General features: G+C 34.2%; 25 protein-coding genes and 2 tRNA genes. 18 read left to right on the top strand and 9 right to left on the bottom strand.

Annotated features, from left to right (window positions below):
• Nucleotides 1–28 precede the first annotated feature (28 nt).
• The 6 genes from ACFE0M_RS11090 to ACFE0M_RS11065 all read left to right on the top strand — a co-directional run bounded on the left by ACFE0M_RS11090 (nt 29) and on the right by ACFE0M_RS11065 (nt 5,168).
• Complete coding sequence (locus ACFE0M_RS11090; protein WP_434545827.1) at nt 29–1,309, top strand: amidohydrolase family protein; 1,281 nt, start codon at nt 29–31, stop codon at nt 1,307–1,309.
• Between the two features lie 273 nt (nt 1,310–1,582).
• Entirely contained in the window at nt 1,583–1,774 is a 192-nt protein-coding gene (locus tag ACFE0M_RS11085; protein WP_434545826.1) for a hypothetical protein, read from the top strand.
• 90 nt (nt 1,775–1,864) lie between these two features.
• On the top strand, nt 1,865–2,941 hold the full coding sequence (locus ACFE0M_RS11080) for a M42 family metallopeptidase (RefSeq protein WP_434545825.1): 1,077 nt from the start codon (nt 1,865–1,867) through the stop codon (nt 2,939–2,941).
• A 100-nt stretch (nt 2,942–3,041) separates the two neighbouring features.
• Nucleotides 3,042–3,560, top strand: a complete 519-nt coding sequence (locus tag ACFE0M_RS11075) for a YfiR family protein (protein ID WP_434545824.1) — start codon at nt 3,042–3,044, stop codon at nt 3,558–3,560.
• Between the two features lie 213 nt (nt 3,561–3,773).
• Nucleotides 3,774–4,298 carry a YfiR family protein gene (locus ACFE0M_RS11070; RefSeq protein ID WP_434545823.1) on the top strand — a complete coding sequence of 175 codons (525 nt, stop codon included), beginning with the start codon at nt 3,774–3,776 and terminating at the stop codon, nt 4,296–4,298.
• Nucleotides 4,299–4,379: 81 nt separating this feature from the next.
• Entirely contained in the window at nt 4,380–5,168 is a 789-nt protein-coding gene (locus ACFE0M_RS11065; RefSeq protein ID WP_434545822.1) for an ABC transporter substrate-binding protein, read from the top strand.
• Here the strand turns inward: ACFE0M_RS11065 and ACFE0M_RS11060 are convergent.
• Complete coding sequence (locus ACFE0M_RS11060; RefSeq protein ID WP_434545888.1) at nt 5,139–6,329, bottom strand: 3-phosphoshikimate 1-carboxyvinyltransferase; 1,191 nt, start codon at nt 6,327–6,329, stop codon at nt 5,139–5,141. The two genes, ACFE0M_RS11065 and ACFE0M_RS11060, sit on opposite strands and share 30 nt — an antisense overlap.
• 134 nt (nt 6,330–6,463) lie before the next feature.
• Between ACFE0M_RS11060 and ACFE0M_RS11055 the strand changes: the two genes are divergently transcribed.
• On the top strand, nt 6,464–6,697 hold the full coding sequence (locus tag ACFE0M_RS11055) for a hypothetical protein (RefSeq protein WP_434545821.1): 234 nt from the start codon (nt 6,464–6,466) through the stop codon (nt 6,695–6,697).
• On the opposite strand, the gene aroB is transcribed toward ACFE0M_RS11055, so the two are convergent.
• Nucleotides 6,692–7,708: a 3-dehydroquinate synthase gene (gene aroB / locus ACFE0M_RS11050; RefSeq protein WP_434545820.1), complete on the bottom strand. Its 1,017-nt coding sequence runs from the start codon at nt 7,706–7,708 to the stop codon at nt 6,692–6,694. The two genes, ACFE0M_RS11055 and aroB, sit on opposite strands and share 6 nt — an antisense overlap.
• Entirely contained in the window at nt 7,705–8,808 is a 1,104-nt protein-coding gene (locus ACFE0M_RS11045) for a chorismate mutase (RefSeq protein WP_434545819.1), read from the bottom strand. The genes aroB and ACFE0M_RS11045 overlap by 4 nt, the downstream gene beginning before the upstream one ends.
• A 447-nt stretch (nt 8,809–9,255) precedes the next feature.
• On the opposite strand from ACFE0M_RS11045, the gene ACFE0M_RS11040 reads away from it, so the two are divergent.
• The 5 genes from ACFE0M_RS11040 to ACFE0M_RS11020 all read left to right on the top strand — a co-directional run bounded on the left by ACFE0M_RS11040 (nt 9,256) and on the right by ACFE0M_RS11020 (nt 11,767).
• Nucleotides 9,256–9,792: an SRPBCC family protein gene (locus ACFE0M_RS11040; RefSeq protein WP_434545818.1), complete on the top strand. Its 537-nt coding sequence runs from the start codon at nt 9,256–9,258 to the stop codon at nt 9,790–9,792.
• Nucleotides 9,793–9,838: 46 nt separating this feature from the next.
• A complete protein-coding gene (locus ACFE0M_RS11035; RefSeq protein ID WP_434545817.1) occupies nt 9,839–10,705 on the top strand; it encodes a helix-turn-helix transcriptional regulator in 867 nt (288 codons plus the stop codon).
• A gap of 119 nt (nt 10,706–10,824) precedes the next feature.
• A complete protein-coding gene (locus ACFE0M_RS11030; protein ID WP_434545816.1) occupies nt 10,825–11,184 on the top strand; it encodes a hypothetical protein in 360 nt (119 codons plus the stop codon).
• Nucleotides 11,185–11,374: 190 nt separating this feature from the next.
• Nucleotides 11,375–11,533: a hypothetical protein gene (locus ACFE0M_RS11025; RefSeq protein WP_434545815.1), complete on the top strand. Its 159-nt coding sequence runs from the start codon at nt 11,375–11,377 to the stop codon at nt 11,531–11,533.
• Nucleotides 11,534–11,767, top strand: a complete 234-nt coding sequence (locus ACFE0M_RS11020) for a VOC family protein (RefSeq protein ID WP_434545814.1) — start codon at nt 11,534–11,536, stop codon at nt 11,765–11,767.
• A gap of 830 nt (nt 11,768–12,597) precedes the next feature.
• Here ACFE0M_RS11020 and ACFE0M_RS11015 read toward each other — a convergent pair.
• Together ACFE0M_RS11015 and ACFE0M_RS11010 are read right to left on the bottom strand one after the other, a co-directional pair.
• The gene (locus ACFE0M_RS11015; protein WP_434545813.1) at nt 12,598–13,140 is read right to left on the bottom strand and encodes a prephenate dehydratase; all 543 of its coding nucleotides are present in this window, start codon (nt 13,138–13,140) and stop codon (nt 12,598–12,600) included.
• Nucleotides 13,130–14,203 (bottom strand): chorismate mutase, encoded by a 1,074-nt coding sequence (locus ACFE0M_RS11010; protein WP_434545812.1) that lies wholly within the window; start codon nt 14,201–14,203, stop codon nt 13,130–13,132. The genes ACFE0M_RS11015 and ACFE0M_RS11010 overlap by 11 nt, the downstream gene beginning before the upstream one ends.
• A gap of 90 nt (nt 14,204–14,293) precedes the next feature.
• Between ACFE0M_RS11010 and ACFE0M_RS11005 the strand changes: the two genes are divergently transcribed.
• The 4 genes from ACFE0M_RS11005 to ACFE0M_RS10990 all read left to right on the top strand — a co-directional run bounded on the left by ACFE0M_RS11005 (nt 14,294) and on the right by ACFE0M_RS10990 (nt 16,637).
• The gene (locus ACFE0M_RS11005) at nt 14,294–15,487 is read left to right on the top strand and encodes a proline dehydrogenase family protein (protein WP_434545811.1); all 1,194 of its coding nucleotides are present in this window, start codon (nt 14,294–14,296) and stop codon (nt 15,485–15,487) included.
• Between the two features lie 61 nt (nt 15,488–15,548).
• On the top strand, nt 15,549–15,929 hold the full coding sequence (locus tag ACFE0M_RS11000; protein ID WP_434545810.1) for a DUF423 domain-containing protein: 381 nt from the start codon (nt 15,549–15,551) through the stop codon (nt 15,927–15,929).
• Between the two features lie 19 nt (nt 15,930–15,948).
• Nucleotides 15,949–16,236, top strand: coding sequence for a hypothetical protein (locus ACFE0M_RS10995; protein ID WP_434545809.1), 288 nt, complete (start codon nt 15,949–15,951; stop codon nt 16,234–16,236).
• A 2-nt stretch (nt 16,237–16,238) separates the two neighbouring features.
• Complete coding sequence (locus tag ACFE0M_RS10990) at nt 16,239–16,637, top strand: magnesium citrate secondary transporter (protein WP_434545808.1); 399 nt, start codon at nt 16,239–16,241, stop codon at nt 16,635–16,637.
• Nucleotides 16,638–16,654: 17 nt separating this feature from the next.
• Here the strand turns inward: ACFE0M_RS10990 and ACFE0M_RS10985 are convergent, their stop codons facing one another.
• The 4 genes from ACFE0M_RS10985 to ACFE0M_RS10970 form a co-directional block, all read right to left on the bottom strand.
• Entirely contained in the window at nt 16,655–17,986 is a 1,332-nt protein-coding gene (locus tag ACFE0M_RS10985; RefSeq protein WP_434545807.1) for a toxin-antitoxin system YwqK family antitoxin, read from the bottom strand.
• Nucleotides 17,987–18,122: 136 nt separating this feature from the next.
• Nucleotides 18,123–19,301: an acetyl-CoA C-acyltransferase gene (locus ACFE0M_RS10980; RefSeq protein WP_434545806.1), complete on the bottom strand. Its 1,179-nt coding sequence runs from the start codon at nt 19,299–19,301 to the stop codon at nt 18,123–18,125.
• A 70-nt stretch (nt 19,302–19,371) separates the two neighbouring features.
• On the bottom strand, nt 19,372–20,280 hold the full coding sequence (locus ACFE0M_RS10975; RefSeq protein ID WP_434545805.1) for a tetratricopeptide repeat protein: 909 nt from the start codon (nt 20,278–20,280) through the stop codon (nt 19,372–19,374).
• Nucleotides 20,277–21,245, bottom strand: a complete 969-nt coding sequence (locus tag ACFE0M_RS10970) for a vWA domain-containing protein (protein WP_434545804.1) — start codon at nt 21,243–21,245, stop codon at nt 20,277–20,279. The genes ACFE0M_RS10975 and ACFE0M_RS10970 overlap by 4 nt, the downstream gene beginning before the upstream one ends.
• A gap of 516 nt (nt 21,246–21,761) precedes the next feature.
• Between ACFE0M_RS10970 and ACFE0M_RS10965 the strand changes: the two genes are divergently transcribed.
• Together ACFE0M_RS10965 and ACFE0M_RS10960 are read left to right on the top strand one after the other, a co-directional pair.
• Nucleotides 21,762–21,850, top strand: a tRNA-Ser gene (locus ACFE0M_RS10965).
• Between the two features lie 189 nt (nt 21,851–22,039).
• Nucleotides 22,040–22,113 (top strand) — tRNA-Pro (locus ACFE0M_RS10960).
• The last annotated feature ends 224 nt before the right edge of the window (nt 22,114–22,337 follow it).

The following is a 22,337-nucleotide window of genomic DNA, read 5'->3' as shown; positions in this document are numbered from 1 at the left end:
ATAGAACAATACGTAAATTAAACACTATATGAAAAAGCTAATACTAGTTGTAATAATGGGTTTTTTGAGTGCTAGTTTAATGGCTCAAACCATTTATCTGCATTGTGGAAAATTAATTGATGTGGAGAAATCCAAAATATTGAATGAAATGACCATAGTTGTAGAGGGTAATAAAATTCAATCAATTGAAAAGGGGTATGTAGATGTACCTGACGGTGCTCAAGCCATAGATTTGAAATCTAAAACTGTTATGCCAGGACTATTTGATATGCACGTGCACTTGGAAAGCGAAACATCAAAAGATGGTTATATCAAAAGATTTACATTAAATGATGCCGATATTGCTTTCCAATCAACTGTTTATGCTAAAAAGACCTTGATGGCAGGCTTTACTTCAGTTCGTGATTTGGGTGGAAGCGGAGTTAATAGTAGCTTAAGAGATGCTATTAATAAAGGATTTGTGGATGGGCCTACCATTTATTCAGCAGGAAAATCAATCGCCACAACGGGTGGCCATGCAGATCCCACAAATGGTTATAAAGATGATTTAATGGGAAATCCAGGTCCTGCAGAAGGTGTGGTAAACAGTCCTGAAGAAGCTAGAAAAGCGGTAAGGCAACGCTATAAAAACGGAGCAGATGTAATCAAAATTACTGCAACAGGTGGTGTGTTAAGCATGGCAAAAAGCGGTCAGAACCCACAATTTTTTGAAGATGAATTGAAAGCCATAGTTGAAACAGCCAATGATTATGGAATGCTTACTGCAGCGCACGCTCATGGTGATGAAGGAATGCAACGTGCTATTAAAGCCGGTATTAAAACTATTGAGCATGGGACTTTAATGTCAGAAGAAACCATGAAATTGATGAAGGAATATGATGCTTATTATGTACCAACTATTACGGCAGGCAAAAGTGTTGCGGAATTAGCTGAAATAGAAGGCTATTATCCTGAAGTAGTGGTTCCTAAAGCAAAAGCTATTGGTCCAAAAATTCAAGATACATTTGGGAAAGCCTATAAATATGGAGTAAACATTGCTTTCGGAACCGATGCGGGAGTATTTAAACATGGAGATAATGGCAAAGAATTTGGCTATATGGTAGAGGCCGGAATGAAGCCTATGGAATCTATCATTTCTGCAACGGTTATCCCAGCAAAATTGCTTAACGTATTTGATCAATATGGATCCATCTCAGAAGGAAAAATGGCAGATATAATTGCAGTGAGTGAAGAACCAACTGAAAATATCAATACAATGGAATCTGTTGATTTCGTAATGAAAAAAGGAAAGATTTATAAAAATCAATAAATGTAATTTTAATAAACATGTTTAAGCCCGGAAATATTTTAGATGTTTTTGGGCTTTTTTTATGATCTCAGGAATTAGAATTGCAGTTTATCAATCTTTAATAAATTGCGTTTCTAAAATATAGGATATTTAATTATGACTGTACATAAACGAACAGAGTAGTGTCCATTTTTAAGACTATTATGTGCTTTGAATTTACTTAAATAATATCAAACGGACTTTTTAGCTATTGGCACAGCAATTGAATCATGACTTTAAAAACAAAATACAGTCATGATAAAATTCTTACTTTGGTGTATCCTTTTAGTAATCTGTTGGCCTTTGGCCATTTTGGCAATATTTTTATATCCATTGATATGGTTGATATTGCTACCCTTTAGATTGCTGGGCTTTGCAGTTGGTCTTTCTTTTTCCGTAATAGCCGGTATTTTCCTGTTTCCGTTTTTGGTGGCTGGCAGAAGTTAATACAGGGGTTTTAAGATATTATGCTTTTTGGGTAACATTTTGCCACTTACAACGCTTATCTTAGCATTAGATAATTAATAAAAATCAATTATGGATAAGATAGCAGAAGACTTTCTTTTTAAATATTTAAATAACGCATCACCTACAGGATTTGAGACCAGTGGCCAAAAGCTTTGGTTAGATTACATAAAGCCCTATACTGATGACTTTATCCAGGATAATTACGGAACTGTTGCGGCAGTTATCAACAAAGATGCGCCATATAAGGTGGTGATAGAAGCACATGCTGACGAAATTTCTTGGTTTGTAAACTATATTTCAGATGACGGATACATATATGTTGTTAGAAATGGAGGTTCAGACCATCATATAGCACCTTCCAAAAGAGTAAATATCCATACAGATAAAGGAATTGTAAAAGGTATTTTTGGCTGGCCTGCTATTCATGTGCGAAATAAGGAAAATGATATTAAGCCTGAATTAAAAAATATTTTCATAGATGTTGGAGCTGATGATAAAGCTGATGTCGAGAAGATGGGAATACATGTTGGATGTGTCATTACTTTCGATGATGAGGTGATGTATCTAAAGGATAAAGATTATATAGTTGGCCGCGCATTGGATAATAGAATAGGCGGATTTATGATTGCTGAAGTCGCTCGTAAAATCCATGAAAATAAAGAAAAATTACCTTTTGCTTTATATATAGTAAATGCGGTACAAGAAGAAGTGGGTTTAAAAGGAGCCCAAATGATAGCACAACATATCAAACCAGATGTGGCAGTTATCACTGATGTTTGTCATGATACACATTCACCTTTATATAACAAAATTGAAAGCGGAGATCAAAAGTCGGGAAAAGGACCTGTTTTAACTTATGGGCCAGCTGTTCAAAATAACCTGTTGAAAATGTTAATAGAATTGGCTGAAAAAGGAAATATTCCATTCCAAAGATCGGCCGCAAGCAGAGCTACTGGTACTGATACTGATGCATTTGCATACAGCAACGAGGGCGTTCCTTCTGCTTTAGTATCACTTCCGCTAAAGTACATGCATACGACTGTAGAAATGGTACATAGCAAGGATGTACAATCGGTTATTGATTTATTACATTCATTCATTGTAAACCTTAAGGACAAGCATAATTTTAGATACGATTTGTCTTAATTTAATAAAATATTACTTCTGAAAGCTATTGATGCTTTTTCGATTTACTGATAAAAATCATCCGCTTACCTTTGTAGCGTAAATTATCAATAAACACAAAATGAAAAGAATCAGTAGAGTATTTATCTTAATCGCATTGATGGCTTTTGGTTTCTCCTTAAAATCAGGTGAAAGACCAATCCATGAAATCCATTCTATGTTAATGTTTAATTTTATTAAATATGTAGAATGGCCAGCAGATGCCAAATCCGGTAATTTTGTTATTGCAGTAGTGGGTGATGAAAATGTTGCTTCTACAATTCAAAATTTTTACACAAACAGAACCGTAAAAGGACAGACTGTTAAAGTGGTAAATGTAGATAACGTGAGTGAAGTGAACAATGCACACGTGCTATATTTATCAAGCAATAGAAGCAAGGAGTTTGAAACAGCGATAGAGAAATTCACCGGAAAATCTACCTTAATGATTACAGACAAAAATGGTTTAGGTAAGAAAGGAAGTTGTATCAATTTTCAAGAAATTAATGGAAAATTAAAATTTGAAATTAATCAAGAATCCATCAAAGGAAACAACTTGAAAGTTTCAAATCAATTGTCCAGTATGGGAATATTGATTTAATAAAATATAGTGATTTAGTTTAGTTTTTTACCCTAGCTGGAGATTTGTCTAAATCTATTCGCTAGGGTTTTTTCATTAAAATTAAAATATTAGAATTATTTATATAATAATTCTAATTCGTTTTTATTAATTGATGCTTTATTCCTGATAGAAATATAATTTTCTAAAGAATAGTATTAATTTTGTTAGTGTAGGAATTGAAATACCTAAGATATGAAAAGTACTTTTAAAATATTCATTATTGCATTTTTTGTTTCAATTGGCTTTAACTCATTTAATGTCAATGCGCAAAGACCAATGCATGAAATTCACACTATGTTAATATTTAATTTTATTAAATACATAGAGTGGCCTGCGGAAACCAAATCAGGAGATTTCGTAATTGCAGTTTATGGAGATGATGACGTTTATAATCAATTATCCAAGTTATACGGACAAAGAGAAATTAAAGGTCAAAACACCAATATTATAAACATATCGGATGTGTCTGAGATGGGAGCGGCTCATGTATTATATGTTGCATCCAATAAGAGTAGAGACTTTGATGCTATATTAGAAAAATATGACACCAAACCTACTTTAATCATTACCGACAAATCCGGATTAGGTAAAAAGGGTTCTTCCATTAATTTTAGAGAAGCAGGCGGAAAATTAAAGTTTGAAATTAATCAAGCAACATTTGATAATAGTAATCTAAAAGTATCAAGTCAATTGGTAAACATGGGAATAGCTATTTAAACAAATTTAAAACTATATTACTTTAGCTTCGTCCAAAAAGATGAAGCTTTTTTTGTGTCTAAACATTTATATCAAAAAACTATGGTCGAAATTATTGACCAAATCGGTAAGCATGTTAGGTTAAATGCAAAGCCAAAAAGAATCATAAGTCTTGTTCCATCAATAACAGAGTTTCTATGCGATTTAGGTTTAGGAGAGCAAGTCGTTGGCATCACAAAATTTTGTGTTCATCCTAAAGACTGGAGAAATGAAAAGGAAATAATTGGTGGAACCAAACAGCAACATCTCAAAAAAATAAAAGATTTAAATCCTGACTTGATAATTGCTAGCAAGGAAGAAAATGTAAAAACTTATGTTGAAAAGCTTTTAAAATTTTGTCCGGTATATGTTTCCGATGTATCGGATTTTGATTCGGCTATCCAAATGATGAATGATATCGGTTTTTTAATAAAGAAACAGGACAAAGCAATTGAAATCATTCAAAATATTAAACAAAGATTCGAATTATTGCATAAGCCAACACAAAATGTAAAAGTGGTGTATTGTATTTGGAAAAATCCTTGGATGTGGGCTGGATCAGATACTTTCATTTCAAAAATGCTTAATTATGCGGGTTTCGAAAATATTATTTCCGATGAGCGTTATCCTGAACTTGAAATGAAAGAAATCATAAAGGAAAATCCAGATTACATTTTTCTTTCCTCTGAACCATATCCCTTTAAGGAAAAGCATATTGAAGAATTAAATACTGAATTTCCCAATTCGAGATTTAAAATAGTAGATGGAGAAATGTTCAGTTGGTATGGTAGCAGAATGTTGCAGGCACCTGAATATTTTAATTCACTCTTCCAAGATATCAAATCCGAATGATTTTAAATCTTCCCAAAAAGTAGGATATGATTTATTAACAACATCGATATCATTAATTTTAATATCCTGATTAATTGCTAAAGGGGCAAATCCCATTGCCATTCTATGGTCTTCATAGGTTTCGATAATAATTTCGTTATGTGAAGAAAAATTAGCATTTTCCAGTTTCCAAACCCCTTTATTGGGTTCAATTAAATGACAATTGAATTTTGAGAGTTCATTTTGTAAGGCTAAAATCCTATCCGTTTCTTTTATTCGCAAGCTTTCTAATCCCTTCATTTCCAAATCAATACGTAAAGCAGCTGCACAAGGCAAAACTGTTTGAGCCAAATCAGGGCACTTTTTAAAGTCTAGCTTCAATTGTTTTTTTGTAGGGAACTCAGCTTTTCGAAGCAAGACACCATCTTTTCTGAATTGAAAAATGACTCCAAATTCTTTGGCTATATCTTTTATTACTTGGTCACCTTGAAAACTTTCGGACTTTAATCCTTTTAAAAATACTTCTTTACCAATTTCCGATTGAGCAATTATGGAAAACCAATAACTTGAGGCTGACCAGTCAGATTCTACTGTTTGTTTACTTTCTTGATATTTTTGATGGGGGATTTTAATCAAGTTGTCTTTTTGAGTATATCGGATTCCTGATATTTGCATCAAACCCAAGGTCATATCAATATAAGGTTTACTGAAAACCGGAGGTTCTATTTTGATTTCCAAACCCATAGGAAGGGAAGGGGCTACCATTAGTAAAGCAGAAATGTATTGGCTACTTATATTTCCTGGTATGGATATTTTTGAGCTAATCTGTTTTTTGAAAGCTTTTATTCTTAAGGGGGGGTAGCCTTCTACATTTTCATAACTTATTATTGCTCCAATGGAATTAAGAGCATCCACTAATGTGCCAATCGGACGATTTTGCATGCGGTCCGTACCCGTTAAAATGATATCTTTTTTGGTAGAGACTGCAAAATATGCTGTTAGGAATCGCATGGCTGTTCCTGCATCCAATACATTAAAAATATTCAGATCAGATTCTGTTTTCAACAACTTAATCAAGGTCTGGGTGTCTCTTGCACTTGAAAGGTTTTTGATAGTAATTTTATCTGATGAAAGGGCATTCATTATCAATAACCTATTAGACTCACTTTTAGAGCTGGGCAAATTGATAGAACATAATTGCCCATTGGTAGAATGTTTATATTGTTTTATAAAATAATTCAAAATTTTCTTTATTGGTTTAAACTGTTTTTATAAGTTGAACGTTATAAAAATGTCAACTTTAAAATTTAAATAAAATGAGTGCAACAAGTAAATCAATTTTTTCATTTCTAGCAGGTGCAGCCACTGTAGTTGCCGCTGGAGCTTTTTTGAGCAGTAAAAATGGTAAAAAAGTTACAAGAACCGTAACAGATCGATTGAGAAATATCAAAAGACATACTGAAGACGGTTTGAATTCAGATTGGATAAACGAGCTTAGTGATTCAGCAATTCATAGTGCTAAAACTTTCCGTGAAAAAATGAAATTATAATATTTCAGCTAATGCATGGTCAATCAGTTCCTCTTCGACAGAAATATCATAAACTGCTTGGCCAATATTTTTCAATAGGCTCATATTGATTTCACCATTCTGATTTTTTTTATCTTGTTTACAAAGCCTCTTTATTTCCATATAGGAGGTTTTTTCTATTTTAGGACTTTTGAAAAAGTTTCTCAATTCACCCACTATTAAAATATATTCATCTTTGGCCAAAAATCCTTTAGATTTACTGATATAAGCTTCCGCTATCATCCCCAAAGCAATTGCTTCTCCATGTAATAACTCATTTTCAGTATTCAATAAGTGAGATTCAATGGCATGTCCTATTGTATGTCCAAAATTCAAAACCTTTCTTAATCCTTTTTCCGTAGGGTCTGCATCAACAATTTTCTCCTTTATTTTCACCGATTGCTGAATCAATTCATTACTTATTTTCATAAAACCATTTTCGATACAATTTTCCCAATGTTTTTTATCGGCTATTAATCCGTGTTTCAACATTTCGGCAAAGCCTGATTTTAATTGCCTTTCGGGTAAAGTGGAATGGAAAACGGGATTAATCAAAACAGCCTCTGCTTCACAGAACAAGCCAATATGGTTTTTGTAGCCATTAAAATCAATTCCTGTTTTGGCTCCTACACTTGCATCAACCTGAGAAAGCAAAGTGGTAGGTATATTGATAAATCGAATACCTCTTTTATAAGTACCGGCACAAAAACCACCCATATCAGTAATCACACCACCTCCTAAATTTATCAATAGTGCCTTTCTATCCGCAGTTGCCATAGTCAAAGCATTCCATATTAGGTTGCAACTGTCTAGCGTTTTATGCTTTTCACCGGAAGCAATTTCAATTACTTGATGATATTCCAAATAATCTTTTATTAGCGGATAGCAGTGTTTCTTACTGTTTTCATCGGTTAAAACAAACAGTTGTGAATATTCAATGGAAGCCAAAAGCTCTTTTAACTCACTTAATTCCTGAAAATGTACTTTGCTCATATAATGGTTAAAGGTTCTACATCTTTGTTGGCAATCTGTCTTTCTTGTCTCTTGATAGATTCATCGTGAATGGCCACCAATAAACTTTTCATGAATTTTTCACTCATGTCTTTTTCAGTACCTAACTGAACTCTGCTTGCCAATACATCCTTCCATCTTCCTCCTTGGTAAACTGATAGATCATGTGCTTTTTTATACGCCCCTACTTTGTCTATCAAATGGAATCTATCAGAAAGTAAATCTATTAGTTTTTGGTCAATATGATCAATTGATTCACGCATTTCTTTCAAATTTTCAGGAATATGATTTTCAAAATCTATGCGTTCTCGGAAAGAAATTTCTTTTAGCAATGTCAATAATTGCTCAGGATTTAACTGCTGTCGTGCATCAGACCAGGCTTCAACAGGATTTGGATGAGTTTCTATCATGAGTCCGTCCATTCCGAAATTCAAGGCTCTTTGTGCGACTGATTGCACCATTTCCCATTTTCCTGCAATATGGCTGGGGTCATTAATGATTTCAATTTCAGGCAATTCTAATTTCAACTGCATAGCTAAATTCCAGTTAGGCTTATTTCTGTAAATTTTATCATAAGGATCTGCAAATCCTCTGTGAATGGCCGCTAATTTATTGATACCCACATCATACATTCTTTCCAAAGCTCCAACCCACAAAGCTAGGTCTGGATTGATAGGGTTTTTCACCATTACCGGGATATCAACCCCTCTTAAAGAATCTGCAATTTCCTGTACGGAGAAAGGATTAACAGTTGTTCTAGCTCCAATCCACAAAACATCAATACCGTGTTTTAAGGCAGATTCAACATGGTTGGCATTGGCAACTTCCACACAAACTGGAATATGTAAACGATTTTTCACTTTTTGAAGCCAAGGCAATGCTTCCTCTCCCAAACCTTCGAAATTTCCTGGTCGGGTTCTGGGTTTCCAAACACCCCCTCTGAACATCCCAATCTGGGGTTCACGCTCAAAGCTGTTACATAGCTCATCGATTTGCTTTTCTGTTTCTACCGAACATGGCCCTGCGATGACCACATGTTTTCCAAGGCCTAAGCCCCAATCTTTCATTTTTAAAGTATTCATAACTATACTGTTTTTAAATTTTGGACAAAAAAAAAGCCCGACTCTTGCGAATCGGGCTTGTAGTATGATTTAGTTTAGTAATTACATAGCATAACAAGGACCGATTCGCCTGAACGGGATAAAATAAAAGTAAAAATAAAATCGTCCTTGTGTGTATCTCATGCCTCAAATGTAGAGCACTGATTTTTTAAAACAAAATAAAATTCTAAAATAATTTCATTAAATCGTAAAAAAGACCTTATCTAACGTTCGTTAGCTTTTATTATTTGGTTTAAGTAAACTAAACAAAATAATATGAATAAACGCCCTTTATTTAAATATAAAGCGAATTTATTTCATGTTTTAGGTATTAAATTCTTGAATTTTTGACAAATTAAATTACTCAATACTTACAAGCCGTTCAATTAAAATATTTATTTTCGATAGGACTTTTTAAACTCAATCATTATGAAAATTCTCAAAATTATTGGATTAGCCATCCTAGGAATTATTGTTTTGGCTTTAATTGTAGCCTCGGTAGCCGATAAGGATTACGCATTGGAAAGGGAAATTACCATTGATGCGACCCATCAGGAAGTATTTGATTATGTCAAATATTTAAAGAACCAAGATAACTTTAGTAAGTGGAGTTCTATGGATCCTTATATGAAAAAAGAATATAAAGGAGAGGACGGTACGGTAGGATTTATCTCTTCTTGGGAAAGTGATAGCAGCGATGTTGGGGTAGGAGAACAGGAGATATTGGCGATTGATAAAAACCGAATTGAATATGCTTTAAGATTCAAAGAACCTTTTGAAGCTAATGACAAAGCTTTTATGCAATTTGAACCGATCGGGGATAATCAAACTAAAGTAACCTGGGGATTCGAAGGAACTATGGATTTCCCGATGAATTTGATGTTGGTGGTAATGGATTTTGATGAAATGCTGGGTGCTGACTTGGAATATGGATTAGAAAAATTAAAGGAGATTATAGAGAGTTGATAAGAATAATATTTATAACTTTATAGTATTTGAATAAGCTAAGAGCATGAATATTTATGAAATACATAAGGCAAATCCTGATGTTTTCACCCATTTAACCTTAAAAGATCAGCTTTTTCTATATTATAAATGTCCACAAACGGATAAGATTCTCCGGTTATATTCCAACTATAATCAATTAGCCTTTACAATAAGTGGTAAAAGAATTATACATCATGGTGATAAAAAGTGGACCACCAGTAGGGATAAAGGGTTGCTACTAAAGCGATGTGCTTTTTTACAAGAATTGCCTTCGGATTATTCAGGATGGGAAGTTTTAGTGCTTTACTTAAAAGACGATTATTTAAAAAATATTTTTGAAGAGTTCAGACAATATTTAAGATTGGACAACTTACCAAATGTGGAAGTAGATATGATCCAAGAATTTGAAATCAATAATCAAATTCGAAATTGTTATGAAAGTTTGCTTCCTTATTTTTCTAAACCTCAGTTATTGCCGGATACCATCTTTGAGGGGAAGTTCAGGGAATTACTTTTTAGTATATTGGTTCACCCATCTAATAAGCACATCCTTGCCTATGTAAATCAATTAATTAACGAATATACAATTCCTATTTGGGAAGTTATGGAAGCAAATTATTACTATGATTTAAAAATTTCAGAATTTGCTGAAATAGCCAATCGAAGTACAGCCACTTTCAGGCGGGAGTTTATTAATCATTATCAAACGACCCCAGGAAAATGGTTGACTAAAAGAAGGCTTGAAAAAGCTAAGCTACTTTTACAAACATCAGATAAAATGATAAGTGATATAACATTTGAGTGTGGCTTTAAAAATGTTTCTCATTTCAGTCGAATATTTAAGGAGGGCTTTAAAATGGCACCTAGCCAATTTCGAATCTTAAAAAGATAATCAAAGAAAAATATCTGAGCAGGAAAACAAAATTATTTGATTTTTAAGAAAAACTGTTAACTGTTGGCTGAGCTATATTTGTGATGTATTCAATTATTTATCACTTAAAAATTATAGCTATGAAGTATTACTTAATTTTACCAATGCTGTTTTTGTGTTCTGTACTAATAGCTCAAGATCAGCTTTCTAGCGAGTCCAGTGAAAAGCTTGTTATTGAAAATGAAAAATTAAAGGTTGTTGAACATTTTAGTATGTCGCAAGGCGATGTCTGTGGTGAAGGTTTACATCATCATGAGCCGCATTTAACTATAGTTATAAATGATGCAAAAGTTCAAATAACAACGGAAGAAGGAGAAGCTCAAGTAATTAAAGTTAATTCGGGGACTTCAATTTGGTCTGAATCTGAGAAACATTCTGTTATTAATATAGGAGAGAACCCAACTAAGATGTTACTAATTTATTTAAAGGAACAGGATTGAAAACTATTCACAGTACAGATATCACTATGATCCGTATTGCTTTTAAGGAAAAAGAAATATTAATTCTTTTTCCTATCTTTATTTAAGGTAAGCAAGAATATGCAATTGAATCAATGCATTTTAAGACCAAATTTAGTTTTCAACTTTTATTATAGAAGATATATAACTATCACCTTAAATAAATTGAAATATGACAACACAAGCAAAAAAACCATTTACTTGGGTAGAAATTTATGTAGAAGATATGAGCAGGGCTCAAAAGTTCTACGAAGAAGTATTGCAAATCGAAATGATACCGATGCAAACACCCGGAGGATTGGGTGATTTAGAGATGTTCAGTTTTCCCTAGATGGAAGGTGGAGCCAATATTAGCGGGGCACTTTGCAAAACCAAAGAGATAAAACCAGAGGCTGGAGGTACATTAGTGTATTTTACCAGTGAAGATTGTGGAACGGAAGCTTCAAGAGTTGTAGGTGCTGGAGGAAAAGTATTGCAAAAAAAGGAACCCATTGGCGAGCACGGATTTTGCAGCATTTGTATGGATACTGAGGGCAATACTATTGGGTTTCATTCGAATAAGTAGTATGGGGAAGTTATTTTATATACCACCTATGCTAGATATAAATCAGCTAAATATCTATTACTATTGAATTGAAGGAGGATGCTTAGATTATATTGCAAACAATCTATTTATCATTTAGTGGAGGTTTATAGTTGTTTAAAGCTATTTTATTGATAGGTAATAAACCATTATTAATATGTCAACAGCGGAATATTACTTAGCATTTGAATCAATTCTATATGGCTTGATTATTAGTAAGATTCTAATAAAATGGGCCGAAATGATTAAGTATAAAGGAGTGAAATCTTATCATTGGGCTTATATCTTGTTGACAATTAATGTATTCTGTTTGATAGTTTATATTTTCTGGGTAAACAGGAGTGCAGAGCATTATGAAGATATTGCAGGACCTTTAATGTTTCTTATACATGTTGTTGTCCCTCCCTCAATTTTCACCTTTATGACTTTTCAAATGTTTCCCAATGAATTTTCTGAGATGATCCAGAAAGATTATTTAATAAAATACAGGAGAAATATATTTATACCATGGGTAGTTTATCTGGTTTATAATTTATATGTCCTTACTGAAAATTTATTTATTATAAGACCTTATACCTTAGGGACATTCATATTGATTATTCTAACCGGTTTTATTATTAAATTTCCTAAGATTATTTTTATAAATATTTTTATCTTAATTCAAACTATTATATTGATTTTTGGGTATTTGCGTTATTATATGTTTTAACAGAATAGGTTATATTCTTATATTTATTATTAACTAAAGATTCTATAATAAATCAAAATATCTAAGCTACTGATTGGAAAGTTTTTAATTGAAAAGATTTGCACTAACTCGCAAACAACCCAAAACTAGTCTCATTTTTTCGTTTATTAGGAATATTAGCTAGAATATCCAAACCATAAAATTTAGCGGTTTCTGCATGGCAGATGGCTGCTGAGTTCTGCATTTTTTCTTTGGCTACTTTTTCAGCTGCGTGGGAAGTACTTGGGCAATTTATCAATTCGGCTTTTGATAATTTTTCATTAATAAATCTTTTGCTCTCACCAAAGGCTTTTTCGTGGGAATAAATTTTTTCTAAATCCTTTAATTTTGTTCCGTGAGCTGCAGATACACATAATTTTACTTCATAATCCATTTCATCCAGCAAGGTAAAGTTTTTGTTGATTTCATTTTCATGATTTTCCACTATCCCAGCTAAACTATTGTATAATGCAATCCAACCCAGATGTCCCGCTCTTACGGCTTCAAAAATTCCGCCAAAACTTTCACAGAATTCAATTTCCTGTTGTCCGCCCAAATATTCAACACAAGAAAGATGATGAAATGAACCCTTGGGGCCCAGCGTGTAAATTTTCTTTTTATTTTTCATTGTTGTAGATGTCGGTTTGTATTCTGATGGACTCATCATGGATGTTTTGATAGATTGATTTCACAAAATCAGCATCCAAATATAATTTTTTACCCCATAAAGGACGGTTTTCTAATATTTTATTCCAACGCTCCAGCTGAAATATAGCCACATTTTTATCTTTTTTATATTGTCCTACTTTTTTTACCAACTCCAATCTTCTTGATAATACCTCCAATAATTCTTTATCAGTTTCATCAATCTGATCTCTTATTCCTTCCAACTCATTTTTAAAATCTTTATTGGGGAAGGTCTTTTCTCTGATTTTAAGCTGACTTAGCATTTCCTTCAAGGCATCAGGCGTCAACTGTTGGGCGGCATCACTCCAAGCCTCATCAGGAGATCGGTGTGATTCGATGATCAAGCCATCATATTGTAAATCCATGGCTTTTTGTGCGATTTCAAAAAGTAAATCTCTTTTTCCTGCAATATGGCTTGGGTCATTGATCAATAGTAATTCTGGATAACGGGACTTCAGTTCTATCGGAATTTGCCATAGAGGAATATTTCTGTAAATGCTTTCTTGATAAGTAGAAAATCCTCTATGGATTGCCCCAAGCTTTTCAATACCAACTGCATCAAATCTTTCCAGTGCTCCTAGCCATAAAGCTAAATCCGGATTGATTGGATTTTTAACAAAAACCGGCTTGTCTTTTACGCCTCTAACTGCTTCAGCGATCTCTTGCACATTAAAGGGGTTTACGGTGGTTCTTGCGCCTACCCATAAAACATCAATATCATTTTTTAATGCTAATTCAACATGATCAGCTGAGGCCACTTCTATGGCAAATTGAATATGTGGATGAAGAGCTTTTGCTTTTTTAATCCAAGGAAATGCAATTTTCCCTACGCCCTCAAAGCTGTTGGGGCGGGTTCTTGGTTTCCATACGCCTGCTCGGATAGTGTCAAATCCATTTTTCACCAATCCGTCAACTGTTTCCAATAACTGTTCTTCTGTTTCCGCACTGCAAGGCCCCGCTATTATCAAAGGCTTTTCACCAGAATACCAATTTTTAATCTTCATAAAATTTTTAATAAAAAGATGCAATTTAATCAATTTAACAAAAAGGACGTGACTTCGTTTTCCTTATATTTACGGACTTAAATTAATTTTATGGAAGTAACAACAAACCCCATTTTTGACGATGTATCCATTGCATTTACCAGTAAGTCAAACAGACAATTAAGGAAAGCGTATTGGCTTTTCACCTTAATGGGTAAAGGATGGTTAGTGGCTATCGGTAAATTTTTTGTAAAATTAGGATTTGCATTGCATTTACCGATTAGTAAAATTATTTATTGGACGGTTTATGATCAGTTTTGCGGAGGTGTAACCATTAAAGACAGCCAAGGAACCATTGATGAATTAGCCTCACATGGTATAGGAAGTATTTTAGATTATTCCGTGGAAGGAGCCAAAAATGAAAAAGGGTTTGATAAAACGATGGCTGAAATCCTGAAAACTATCGATAGGGCAGCCGATGATGATAATATCCCATTTTGTGTATTTAAACCCTCTGGAGTAGCGCTTGGGAAAATATTTACGAAAATTCAGGCGGGCAAAGCGCTAACTGAGAAAGAGCAGGCTATCCATCAAAGAAATAAAGAACGGATAGAGAAAATCTGTAAAGTAGCTTATGAAAAGAATGTTAGGGTTTTAATTGATGCTGAGGAAAGCTGGCTTCAAGATCCCATAGATGAGCTGGTTTATCAAATGATGGAAAAATATAACAAAGAAACCGCAATCGTTTACAATACTTACCAAATGTATCGAGCAGATATGTTCGAAAACCTTAAAAAAGCTCACAAAAGGGCAAAGGAAAAGGGGTATTACATCGGAGCCAAATTAGTGAGGGGCGCTTACATGGAAAAAGAAGCGGAAAGAGCAGAAGAAATGGGATATCCTAATCCAATCCAAATATCAAAAGAGAGAACTGATATAGATTATAATTCTGCACTGGAGTATTGTGTTGAAAATCTTGATAATATTTTTGTTTTTAACGGAACCCATAATCAGTATAGTAATTATTTCTTGGCTTATATGATGGATAAGCATGGTATAAAACCAAATGATGAGCGAGTACATTTTGCTCAACTTTATGGAATGAGTGATAACATTTCTTTTAACCTAGCGCATAAAGGTTATAATGTGGCAAAATATGTTCCTTATGGACCCGTAAAAGCCGTTATGCCTTATTTATTTAGAAGAGCAGAGGAAAACACAGCCGTAGCTGGACAAAGTAGTAGAGAGTTTTCCTTGATTAAGGAGGAGTTACAGAGAAGGAGGGAAGAAAGAAAGAAAAGTTAGGGGAATGGAAGTCCTGATTTGGAAGTAGAAAGAGTTGAAGTTTGAATTAAATAATTGAAAAATGACTCATAAATTAATTATAATCATAGGGAGTATATCAGGAGCAATATCAGTGATGTTGGGAGCTTTTGGTGCCCATGCTTTGAAAGATAGTTTAACTGCTTCAGGGAGACTAGAGACCTATGAGACTGCTGTTAAATACCAGATGTACCACAGTCTAGCTATGATTTTGTTAGGGGTTTTAATGCTAAATTTTCAACACCGTTTTTTGAATTATGCTTCTTACTCCTTTTTACTGGGAATTATTATTTTCTCTGGGAGCCTTTATGCTCTGTGTGCAACTGGTATAACTAAATTGGGAGCCATTACCCCAATTGGAGGATTATTTCTGATTGCAGGCTGGGTTTTATTAGCAGTTGGGATTTATAAAACTGCCTCATAATCTTATCGTATAGCCTTATATGGCAAATTCAGTAAAGTGCAAAAATTGTGGGGAATGGAATACTATTGATGGTTCTGGGAAAAAGAAATGTTCCAATTGTGGAGCAATTGTGCAAAATCCAACAAAGGAAAGGCTTGAAAAAATAAAAAAATACAAGCAAGAACAACTCGATAAATGGATGTTTACCATCAAAAAAGATGATAGTAAATTTGTCAAGTTTGCTAAAAAGGCCGGGAATATTTCATACATCGTCATAATGTCTATAGTCGGTTTTTTTGCTTGGTTAGCAGCGGTTTTACCACTATGAAGATGGCCTTAAAGACTTTAAAACATCCATTAGTTTACATCAGTACGATATTGTTCGTGATCCATCAAATCATTGAAAAAGTAGGGGGTTTTTCCATTCCTATATTCCATGCATACTTAGATGATTTACTTTGTATGCCTATCATATTAGGTTTTTCCACCCAAATTATACAATGGATTCATCCTGTGAGGGGACTTTATTTTTTGGATAAAAATGCAATCCTCATAACCTTACTATTTTACAGTATATTGTTCGAAGTAATTTTACCATTTCTAAATCCTTCGATTTATACTGCTGATTGGGTTGACATTATCATGTATTCGACTGGGGCAATACTTTTTTATAATTTGGTAAGCAGAAAAGTGAAAGCTAAGTATTTGGCTATTTTGAAGGAGTTGTAAATTCTAATTTAATTTTCTTATTCTGGCAGTTTGGTTTCTTGTAGTTTGTCGTTGAAATAAACTTCTGTTTTTAGCAATTCACCTTCTTGGTTATAATATTTCCATTCATCTACTTTCTTATTGCCGGCATATTTTGCATTCAAGGCCACTTCCCCATTTTTATGGTACTTAAAATGTTCTCCATGGGCTTTCCCAAATTTATAAATGGTGGTTTCCTTTTCTTGTCCACTTTGGTAATAAAAAACCTCTAAGCCCGATTTTTTACCTGCTTGATAATTCACTTCATATTTAAGATCCCCTCCTTTATAATATTCAGTAAACATGCCATGTAATTGGCCATTACTATAATTCTCAACTCTTATTAATTCCTCATTCTCATTATAGAATTTCCATTCGCCAAAGGGTTCATCACTTTTGAAATATTGATTTGACTTAATATTCCCATTTTCCCAGTATAATTCAACCTCTCTATCTTTACTTTCATTCGAATATATTGTTTTTACTTTCAAATTCCCTTCTTTATCGTATTCCAATACTTCTCCGGAAAGAAAGCCATTATTGTAGTTACGTCTAGTTTTTACTGAGCCATCAGGGTAATATGAAATATTTTCACCTGCTAATTTCCCTTCTTTAAAATAGCCAATCAAAAGCAGATTACCTTCTCGGTCATAAGTTTTGAACTCCCCAGATCTTACTCCTTTTTGATTTTCAAAAATAGTCTCCAGCTGACCATTATTAAAGAACGTTTTAAATTCACCACTTAGTTTCCCATTTACGTAGTGTTCTTCGGTTTTCATTTCCCCATTAGGGTAATAGCGCTCGGTTATGCCATTTGGCTCCCCATTTTTGTAATTAATTCTTTGGGCAATAGTGCCATCCTGAAAATATTCCAGCACTTCACCATCAGGCTTACCATCTTTAAAATCGCTTTCGCTCTTGAGTTGTCCATCAGGATAAAAAAGTTTTAATTTACCATTCAAAGTATCATTTTTAAAATTGGCTTCTTGTAAAATATTACCCTCTTTACCATAAACCACAGTCTTACCTTTTCTTTTCCCTTCTGAATACTCAGTAGTTCTCATTAATGTCCCATCAGGATAGAACATTTCAAAAACACCATCCTCATTCCCCTCCTTAAACACGCCTTGCGCCATCAATTCGCCACTTTCATAATATTTTTTATAATCCCCTTCAATTTGACTGCTGTCTCCGTCAACAATAAAATAAACTTCCTTGGTCTTTTTTTGCTCAGCACTATCATAATAATTGGAAATTTTTTGTAATTCCTGAGCGCTCAAGACTTGAATTGAAAAGAAAAATAAAGAAATCGAAAGGAAATATACCTGCATGAATGTTTTAAAATATGGTTAATGAAAAACAGCTTGTAAAGATAACTTACAAGCTGTTAAAATATTATAGAATGACATAAAAGTCGATTAAGTTTCCAGTATTTTAGATAATTAAATCTTCAAAAAAGAAACTGTATTACATTTTCTCAATTACGATAGCAGAAGCACCGCCACCGCCATTGCAAATACCAGCTACTCCAATTTTGCCATTTTTCTGACTTAAGACAGAATGTAAAGTAGTCATGATTCTAGCACCGGAAGCGCCTAATGGGTGACCTAAAGCCACAGCTCCACCGTAAACATTCACTTTTTCAGGATCTAACCCCAATTCCATATTATTGGCAATGGCTACAGCAGAGAATGCTTCATTAATTTCATAGAAATCAACTTCTTCTTTGCTTACCCCTGCTCTTTTCATAGCAATAGGAATAGCTAAAGAAGGCGCAGTAGTAAACCAAAGTGGGTCTTGGGCTGCATCACCAAAGCCTCTGATTTTAGCAATTGGTTTTATGCCCAAAGCATCTGCTTTTTCTTTGCTCATCAATACCAATGCAGATGCACCATCATTGATAGTGGACGCATTGGCGGCCGTCACAGTACCATCTTTTGCAAATACAGGTCTTAAGGATGGTATTTTTTCAAATCTTACATTTTTGAATTCCTCATCTTCGGTAATCACTAATGGGTCACCTTTTCTTTGAGGAACCTCTACAGGAACAATTTCTTCTTTAAAGCTTCCATCCTCAGTTGCTTTTGCAACTCTTTTATAAGAATTGATGGCATATTCATCCTGTTGTTCACGGGTGATTTTCATCTCTTTAGCAGTATTGTCAGCACAATTTCCCATTGGGAATTTATTGTAAACCTCCCAGAGACCATCATTTAATAGCCCATCAACTAATTCACCATTGCCATATTTATAGCCATACCTCGCTTTTGGAATATAATAAGGGATATTGGACATGCTCTCCATTCCACCGGCAACAATGGTATCGGCATGACCTAACATGATACTTTGAGCACCGAACATTACTGATTTCATTCCTGATGAACAAACTTTATTCACGGTTGTACATGGAACATTAAAACCAATACCAGCTCCAATAGCTGCTTGTCTGGCTGGAGCCTGACCAAGATTAGCAGATACCACATTGCCCATGAAGACTTCGTTTACTTCCTTAGCATCTACATTGGCTTTGGATAAAGCACCCTTTATAGCGGCAGAACCAAGTTGAACTGCGCTTAAACTAGCTAAACTTCCTCCAAAACTTCCGATTGGTGTCCTTACAGCGGACACAATATATACTTCTTGCATTATTATTTTATTTTAGTCGTTTCAATGTAAAATTAATTAAAATAAGCTTGGGATGAAACCAGAATCCTTTTTACCAATCAGGTTTTCCTGAATCTTGTTTTTTGGTCGCTTTTTTCCTCAATTGCTGAAAATATTGAGACTCTTTGTTTTTCAGTGCTTCCAAAATCATCTGGGCTTTTTCTTCAGAAATATTCATCTCTTGAAGCTTTTGTTTAGTACTAGGTTTCATTTCTTGCTCTTCTCCCTCTTTTTTTTCTTCCCCCTCTTTTTGCTCTTGTTGCTTTTGCTCTTCTTGTTCTTTTCCTTTATCCTTTTCGCTTTGCTCACCATCCTGTTGCTCAGCATCATCTTTTTGTTGCTGTTCTTCAGATTCTTTATCTTCTTGGCTCTTCTCTTGATTTTCGTCCTTTTGTTGGTTTTCAGAATCTTTATTTTCCTTATTTTGCTGGTCTTTATTTTCTTGATCTTGTTCTTGTTGATCTTTATTGTCTTGATTTTGATCCTGGTTCTGATCCTGATTTTGTTTTTCCTGCTCCTTCATTTTCTTTTTGAGCAGTTCATAATTATAGCGAGCCTTATTATTGGTAGGATCTGCTTTTAAAGCTTCTTTAAAAAAGGAAAGTGCACTTTCATATTCCTTCTGCATTTCAGAAAGATTCCCCATCTGAAGCATCGCCTTGGATTTTAATTGGTTATTATTTACATCCGAAACCCTTCTGTAGGCATCAAATGCATTTACGGTATCTTTTAATTGAAAATAGGCATGAGCCCTGTTTAATTCTGCTTGAGGGCTTTCGTATCCCAACGAATCTAAAAGATAAGTGTAGTGCTCCACTACCTTTTCAAAATCGCCATTTCTCAATGCCTCTTCAGCCCTTTCTTTTGCCGCATTCGCTTTGGCTATTTTACCAACAGGATCAATAGCTAGTAGCTGAAATGAAGTGATAATCCCAAAGAATATGAATACAAAATATTTCATATTTTAATGATTTTAAGTGTAGTTATTAAATCCAAAAACAGCAAAATAATAGCTACCATCAGAAAATAAAAATATTTGTTAGCTGATACATCAACAGTTTTGGCATCTTTTAATTCCCCTTCAATATTATTAATTGTGGCGATTAATCTACCTACTTCATTTTGATTATCATTGATTTCAAAATAATCACCATCAGTATTATCAGCTAAATTCTTTAATGAACGTGAGTCCAATTTGGTAATGATGTCATTGCCACTTTTATCTTTACGAAATCCGCGCCTTGTCCTAATTTTGCTCCCTTCTTCTGTTCCGACACCCAAAGAGAAAAGCCGGATACCTGAATCATTAATTTTAGATATGGCACTGCCAGTATCATCTCCAAAATCTTCTCCGTCACTTATTAAAATGATAATCTTTGATTTCTGTTGGCTTGATGGGGCATCTTCCGAAGTAAGTTTTTCATGCGCCATAGACAAAGCACTTCCAAAATCTGTACTGCTTCCGGGTACTAAGCCTGTATTTAGCGTTTCAATGAATAAATTCAAAGCGTTTTGATCGTAAGTCAAGGGGCATTGAACAAATGACTCAGAAGAAAATATCAAAAGCCCAATACGATCAGAATTAAATGCATCTACTATGTTTTTCAATTCGAATTTTATTTTTTCAAGTCTTGTAGGAGCAATATCAAAGGCATCCATAGAAGCGGATAAATCCACAGCAATCATAATATCTTTTCCAACTGCCTTTATTTCCTTTTTATCATCACCAAATGAAGGACCTAATAGTGAAATGATTAACAATGCGAATATGGATGATCTTAATAAGAATTTTGGTAAGATATTGGAATAGGCTTGACCGACTCTTTTAGCTACCGAAAAAACCCTATAGGTATAAGCCAAATAGAGTACCAAAAAAATAATAATAAAAATAATCTCTTCCGCCCCGAGGGAGTGAATCCAAGTCATAGATTTTAATTTTTACAAAAATATAAAAGCAAATGTAAAGGGCAACATTGATTTACTGCTAAGATTTTTTAAACGGAATAAAGCTTGGCTTGTTATAATCTTTTGTGGATTTATATGCGTCAGACGGTTCCAACCGTCAGACGCTAAACAAATGGTCTGTAATTCACGGTCTGACGGGTGTCACATATCATTTTAGATGTATAAACTTACCTAATCCAAAACAATATCAGAATGCTCTAATCCCGTCTGACCGTTTTGTTGCCAAAGAATTTAAAAGGACTGGTTTGTATTATAGGCGTTAGACGGTGAAAACCTTCAGACATAGGGAGAGTGTTCCTAGATTTAAAATATATTAACGAATATCGAAATATTAATTTTCTGGTTGACAGTAAGTTGAAAACTAATCCAAAAAAAAGTTAGATTTATTTTGATTGGGATTTGGTAGAGACGGAAAACTTCCTTTATATTTGCATCACTTTTCGGAAACGAGGAGGGGATTTGAGTTAAACAAAGCCCGGAGAGGTGGGTGAGTGGCTGAAACCACATGTTTGCTAAACATGCGTACGTGTTAAAGCGTACCGGGGGTTCGAATCCCCCTCTCTCCGCAGAAAGTTCTTATAAAAACTGTTATTTCGGAGAAGCTAAAAAACCTTAAGCATTTAATGTTTTGGGGGATGAGAACCAACAGGGTTCGAAAGTAAAGCTTCACGAGGGGAATGGCGCATGAATTGCGCGTATGAGTAATCCCCTCACTCCGCAAAAGTTCTTAAAAAAAGAGATTAACAATAAAATCTCGGGGTGTAGCGTAGCCCGGTATCGCGCCTCGTTTGGGACGAGGAGGTCGTAGGTTCGAATCCTGCCACCCCGACAATAACTAAAGTAGCATTCGGTGAATGCTGCTTTTTTTTATGTATAGTGGGTTTTAGTGTTCAAATGAATACATCCAAAACTAAAGAAAATTAAAAGGGATCAATCTGAAAACCTGGGGAGAAGTATTTTTTAAGCATAGATTTTTGAGAGTCTGAAAAGGAAAAAGGATACATTTTTCACACCTCTGAATTGGGAGCGAAAAGCTTTGATCTTAGCATTGAA

This window comes from Marivirga sp., assembly GCF_051117495.1.
Lineage (GTDB): Bacteria > Bacteroidota > Bacteroidia > Cytophagales > Cyclobacteriaceae > Marivirga.
Note: the sequence above shows the minus strand (reverse complement) of the source record. Positions and strands in the feature narration are given on the sequence as shown.